Below are 5,180 nucleotides of genomic sequence, written 5' to 3' on the forward strand. Positions count from 1 at the left end.
GCCGGGGGCGTCGTATGTCTGCCACGAGTCTAGGCGACCCAGCAGGTGTTCACCAAACCTGTCGTGGCCTCGGCGACCGTCGGGATGGTGACCGACTTCGCCTGTGAGTGACTGTCCCCGGCGGGGATCTCGACGATCTTCCAGCCGACCACGCCGAACTCCTCATCGAGGGCTTCGAGGGCGCAGACGACGTCCCGGCCCTGCACGCCGGTGACCTGGAAGCTCACTTCTACCGAGTACTCATCGACGAGCGTGAAGCCCAGATCGTCGGCGTCGACGGAGGCCATGGACTGCGCGACGGTCATCCAGCTGAACGCACCGACCACGAGCAGCGCGAGGCCGCCGCCGGCGATCCACGGCCACCGCCGCCGTCGGGTTCGTCCATAGCGTTCGTCGAGCTCTTGTGCGGTCGTCACAGGTGGGTCTTCCCGGTCGTTAGGCTGGTGGTACCAGGTTATGCGACCTGCGTACGAAAGGCCGATTCATGCTCGCTCTGACCGAGACCCCGATGCCGACACCGTCCATGACGGTGAAGCCGGAGGCCGTCACCCCCGGGTTCATCGGTTTCGCCGTGATCGTGGTGATCGTGATCGCCGTGATCCTGCTCATCTGGGACATGAATCGTCGGATCCGCCGCGTCCGGTACCGCGACGAGGTGCGCGAGGAACTCGACGCCGAGGAAGCCGCACGCGCCGCCTTCGGAGCCCAAGGCGACACGAGCACGACGGGATCGACCGAGATCGACGGCGCCGGCGCCCGCGACGAGGGCGAAGAACCGCCGGCACGCTGAGTGCCCCAGGGCGCCGGAGCGCCCGAGCGAGCCCAGGCCGACGGGTGACTACGGAGCGCCGAGCGAGGGCGACAGCGGTGCGAGGGCGATGAGCAGGCACGCGGTCCAATGGCACAGGAACGCGAGCACGGTGCACACGTGGAAGATCTCGTGGAAGCCGAAGTGGCCGGGCCAGGGATTCGGCTTCTTGAGCGCGTAGACGACCGCGCCGCCCGTGTACAGGAGCCCGCCGACGATGACGAGCACCATCATCGCGACGTTCGCCGCGAGAAGGTCGCCGATGTACATCACCGCCGCCCAGCCGAGCAGCAGATACAGCGCGACGTACAGCCAGCGGGGGGCGTTGATCCAGAAGACGCGGAAGAGGATGCCGACGAGGGTCCCTCCCCAGACGAGGCAGAGGAGCAGCACTCCCTTCGCAGGCGGCAGCGCGAGCACGGCCAGCGGCGTGTAGGTGCCGGCGATCAGCAGCAGGATGTTCGCGTGATCGATCCGCTTCAGGAGCACCTTGACCTTCGGCTTCCAGTCGAACCGGTGGTAAAGCGCCGAGTTGCCGAACAGCAGCATGGACGTGACCATGAAGACCGCGGAGGCCCATTTCGCTGCGGCCCCGTCGGCGACGAGGATCAGGATCGCGCCGGCGACCACCGCCACCGGGAAGGTGCCCGCGTGGATCCACCCTCGCCACGTGGGTCGGATCTCCACCGCGGCATCGACTTCCCCGGCAGCGTGCAGCGGGAGCTCGGGGACGTCGGGACCGGACTGTTCGGGAGTGCTCACGTGCTCACTCTAAGCCGACGCGCATACCTCGACGAGCACATGATCCTCAGCATCCGCACACCGTGGCGAAAGCCGGGGCACGGTAGCGTAGGGAGGTGATATCACGCGAGAATCCGGTGCGAGGGCCGCTGTATCGGCTCTACACCAGTCGGCTGCGTCGCCACCTCGATCCCGCTTCCGTCCCGCATCACGTCGCGATGATGATCGACGGCAACAGGCGATGGGCGCGCCAGCTCGGGTTCGACAGCGCGGCAGAAGGCCACCGGGCCGGGGCTGCGAAGATGCGTGAGTTCCTCGGCTGGTGCGACGAGCTCGGCGTGCGCGTCGTGTCGCTGTATCTGCTCTCCAGTGACAACCTGCGAAAGCGGGACTCCGTGGAGCTCGCCGACCTCATCGAGATCATCGCCGAGCTGGCGGAGGCGCTCTCTCAGGAGGGCAACTGGCGGGTCAAGCACGTCGGACGCTCCGACATCCTGCCGCCCGAACTCGCCAGAGTGCTCGCCGACGCCGAAGCGCGCACCAAAGACCACAGCGGACTCCACGTGAATCTCGCCGTCGGCTACGGCGGCCGCAACGAGATCGTCGACGCCGTTCGCAGCATCATCACCAAGCACGAGGCATCGGGCGGCACGATGGAGGATCTCGCCGCCCACCTCACCCCGGAGATGATCGGGGAACACCTCTACACCGGGGGACAGCCGGACCCGGACCTCGTCATCCGCACGAGCGGTGAGCAGCGGCTGAGCGACTTCCTGCTTTGGCAGAGCGCTCACAGCGAGTTCTATTTCGTCGAGGCCCTCGGGCCCGATCTCCGACAGGTCGACTTCCTCCGCGCCATCCGCGACTTCGCGGATCGCGACCGACGGTTCGGTCGCTGAAGCCGGAGGCGGTGCGACCGGCACCGTGCCACAATGACGCAGTGAGCACTTTCCAGGACTACGTCGACACTTTCGACAACGAGTCCGGCTACCTGAACTGGGCAGCATTCGGTCCGCTGTCCCCCTCCGTGCGCGAAGAGGTCTTCGCCGATGCCGACCTCCTGGGAAGCGGACGCCCCTCCTCCCTGTCGCTGGTCGCCGAGCGCGTCGGTCAGGCGCAGGCGCTCGTCGCGGAGCTCCTCGGCGCAGACGCCGCCGACGTCACCCTGCAGCCCTCGTCGACGCACGGACTCATGCACGCGCTGTACGGCATCTCCGGGGCGATCATCGCGAGCACGGCGGAGTTCCCCAGCGTCAGCCTGACGATCGAGCGGGCCGCGACCGCATCGGACCGCGCGGTATCGCCCCGGTGGATCACGCCCGACGACGGACGCGTGACGCCGGAGGCAGTCGCCGAGGCGCTCGACGACGAGGTCGTCGCGCTGGCAGTGAGTCACGTCGACTTCCGCACCGGATACCGGGCCGACCTCGCCGCACTGCGTGACGTCATCGGCCCCGACCGCCTGCTCATCGTCGACGCGGTGCAGTCGTTCGGCGTGATCGACGTGGACTACGCGGCCGCCGACGTGGTCGTCGGACACGGATACAAGTGGTTGCGTGCGGGCAGGGGCAGCGCCTTCGCCTGGTTCGCGCCGCGTGCACGGGAGCGGATCGTCCCCGTGCTGTCCGGGATCACCGGAACGACGGCGACCGGACTGTTCGTCGATGAGCTGCCGGGGCCGGCGGCATCCGCGAGCGCCTACACGGTCAGCCAGCCGGACACCCTCGCTGCCGGGCGCCTCGCGATCGGCGTGCGGGACATGCGCGATGCCGGGGTCGCCGCCATCGAGGAGCGGCTCGCCGAGAACGTCGACCGTGTCATCGAGATCGCCGACCGCCATGGGATCGAGGTGAGTTCGCCGCGCGAGCGCGTGGAGCGGGCCGGCATCGTCGCGCTGGCACCGGAGGAACCTGCACGCCTCGCCGCAGCGCTCGCCAACGCAGGAATCGTCGTGACTGCCCGAGGTGCTTCGGTGCGGGTCGCCCCGCACGCGGGTACGGATGCTGCCACTTTCGAGCTCCTCGACGACGCCCTGCACGCGTTCGGCAACGAGACGTTCATCAGCGCGTAACGAATCCCTGGCGTGTCGAGTTCGGGTTAATCCCCTGGGCGGTCGTACGTTCTAGGCATCGGGCAAGGCGCCCGTTCGGGTCGGCCTCAGGTTCGCGGCTCGTGACCCCCTGGTCGACTCGTTCGAATAGCCGGGATTCCCCGGGTCGGGAGTGGGTCATGACCACACGTACAGCGCAGCAGGCCACCAGCACCGCGCAGCAGTCCACCCGTAAGACGTCGAGCCGGGCATCGTCGTCCGCCGATCCGGATCAGGATCTGCGCACCTACGTGCTCGACACCTCCGTTCTGCTGAGCGATCCGCAGGCGTTCTTCCGTTTCGCCGAGCACTCGGTCGTCGTCCCGGTCGTCGTGATCACGGAGCTGGAGGGCAAGCGTCACGACCCGGAGATCGGATACTTCGCAAGGCAGGCGCTGCGGCACCTCGACGACCTGCGCATCGAGCACGGCCGCCTGGACTTCCCGGTCGAGGTCGGGGAGGGCGGCACGCTCCGCGTCGAGCTGGCGAACACCGACTCCTCGGTACTCCCCGCCGGCATCCGGCTCAGCGACAACGACACCCGCATCCTCTCGGTCGCGATGCACCTCGCGCAGGACGGCCAGGACGTCACGATCGTCTCGAAGGACCTGCCGATGCGCGTGAAGGCCGCATCGCTGGGGCTCCGGGCCGAGGAGTACCTCGCCGAGCAGGCGGTGGACTCCGGATGGACCGGCATCGCGACGCTCGACCTCTCCGGCGACGACATCAGCGACCTCTACGAGAGCGAAGTCGGTATCAGCGACCAGGCTCGGGGGATCCCGGTGAACACGGGGCTGATCATCCACTCCGAGCGCGGATCCGCTCTCGGGCGCGTCACGGGTGACGGCGAGTTCCGCCTGGTGCGCGGCGACCGCGACATCTTCGGCATGCACGGCCGTTCGGCGGAGCAGCGGATCGCGATCGACCTGCTGCTCGACCAGGAGGTCGGCATCGTCTCCCTGGGCGGTCGCGCGGGAACCGGCAAGTCGGCGCTCGCACTGTGCGCCGGGCTCGAGGCCGTATTGGAGCGCCAGCAGCAGAAGAAGATCATCGTGTTCCGGCCGCTGTTCGCGGTCGGCGGCCAGGAGCTCGGCTACCTGCCCGGCGACCAGGGCGAGAAGATGGGCCCCTGGGGGCAGGCGGTGTTCGACACACTCGGCTCGGTCGTCTCCGGCAACGTCATCGAAGAGGTCGTCGAGCGCGGACTGCTCGAAGTGCTGCCCCTCACGCACATCCGTGGACGCTCTCTGCACGACGCCTTCGTGATCGTCGATGAGGCCCAATCCCTCGAGCGGAACGTGCTGCTCACCGTGCTGAGCCGCATGGGACAGAACTCGCGGGTCATCCTCACCCACGACGTCGGTCAGCGGGACAACCTCCGCGTCGGCCGGCACGATGGGATCGCCAGTGTCATCGAGACACTGAAGGGGCATGAGCTCTTCGGACATGTCACCCTGACGCGCTCCGAGCGCTCGGCCATCGCCGCCCTCGTCACCGAGCTCCTGGAGGGCGGAGAGCTCAGCTGACGACCGGAAACGAGGG

At 68.1% G+C, this 5,180-nt stretch carries 6 protein-coding genes; 4 read left to right on the forward strand and 2 right to left on the reverse strand.

Annotated features, from left to right (window positions below; translation table 11 throughout):
* Nucleotides 1-29 precede the first annotated feature (29 nt).
* On the reverse strand, nt 30-416 hold the full coding sequence (locus ACNPM4_RS07170) for a DUF4307 domain-containing protein (RefSeq protein WP_091034277.1): 387 nt from the start codon (nt 414-416) through the stop codon (nt 30-32).
* Between the two features lie 68 nt (nt 417-484).
* Here ACNPM4_RS07170 and ACNPM4_RS07175 point away from each other — a divergent pair, with 68 nt between their 5' ends.
* On the forward strand, nt 485-790 hold the full coding sequence (locus ACNPM4_RS07175; protein WP_237682422.1) for a hypothetical protein: 306 nt from the start codon (nt 485-487) through the stop codon (nt 788-790).
* 48 nt (nt 791-838) lie between these two features.
* Here the strand turns inward: ACNPM4_RS07175 and trhA are convergent, their stop codons facing one another.
* Nucleotides 839-1,570 carry a PAQR family membrane homeostasis protein TrhA gene (gene trhA, locus ACNPM4_RS07180; protein ID WP_448985232.1) on the reverse strand — a complete coding sequence of 244 codons (732 nt, stop codon included), beginning with the start codon at nt 1,568-1,570 and terminating at the stop codon, nt 839-841.
* A 98-nt stretch (nt 1,571-1,668) separates the two neighbouring features.
* Here trhA and ACNPM4_RS07185 point away from each other — a divergent pair, with 98 nt between their 5' ends.
* The 3 genes from ACNPM4_RS07185 to ACNPM4_RS07195 all read left to right on the forward strand — a co-directional run bounded on the left by ACNPM4_RS07185 (nt 1,669) and on the right by ACNPM4_RS07195 (nt 5,164).
* The gene (locus ACNPM4_RS07185; protein WP_029262967.1) at nt 1,669-2,448 is read left to right on the forward strand and encodes an isoprenyl transferase; all 780 of its coding nucleotides are present in this window, start codon (nt 1,669-1,671) and stop codon (nt 2,446-2,448) included.
* 41 nt (nt 2,449-2,489) lie between these two features.
* The gene (locus ACNPM4_RS07190) at nt 2,490-3,620 is read left to right on the forward strand and encodes an aminotransferase class V-fold PLP-dependent enzyme (protein WP_448985233.1); all 1,131 of its coding nucleotides are present in this window, start codon (nt 2,490-2,492) and stop codon (nt 3,618-3,620) included.
* 158 nt (nt 3,621-3,778) lie between these two features.
* The gene (locus tag ACNPM4_RS07195; RefSeq protein WP_029262965.1) at nt 3,779-5,164 is read left to right on the forward strand and encodes a PhoH family protein; all 1,386 of its coding nucleotides are present in this window, start codon (nt 3,779-3,781) and stop codon (nt 5,162-5,164) included.
* Nucleotides 5,165-5,180 lie beyond the last annotated feature (16 nt).

The organism is Microbacterium umsixpiens (assembly GCF_053543675.1).

Excerpts from the sequence above, each read along its gene's own strand:
- ACNPM4_RS07195 (WP_029262965.1), top strand. The coding sequence starts at position 3,779 with ATGACCACACGTACAGCGCAGCAGGCCACCAGCACCGCGCAGCAGTCC.
- ACNPM4_RS07175 (WP_237682422.1), top strand. The coding sequence starts at position 485 with ATGCTCGCTCTGACCGAGACCCCGATGCCGACACCGTCCATGACGGTG.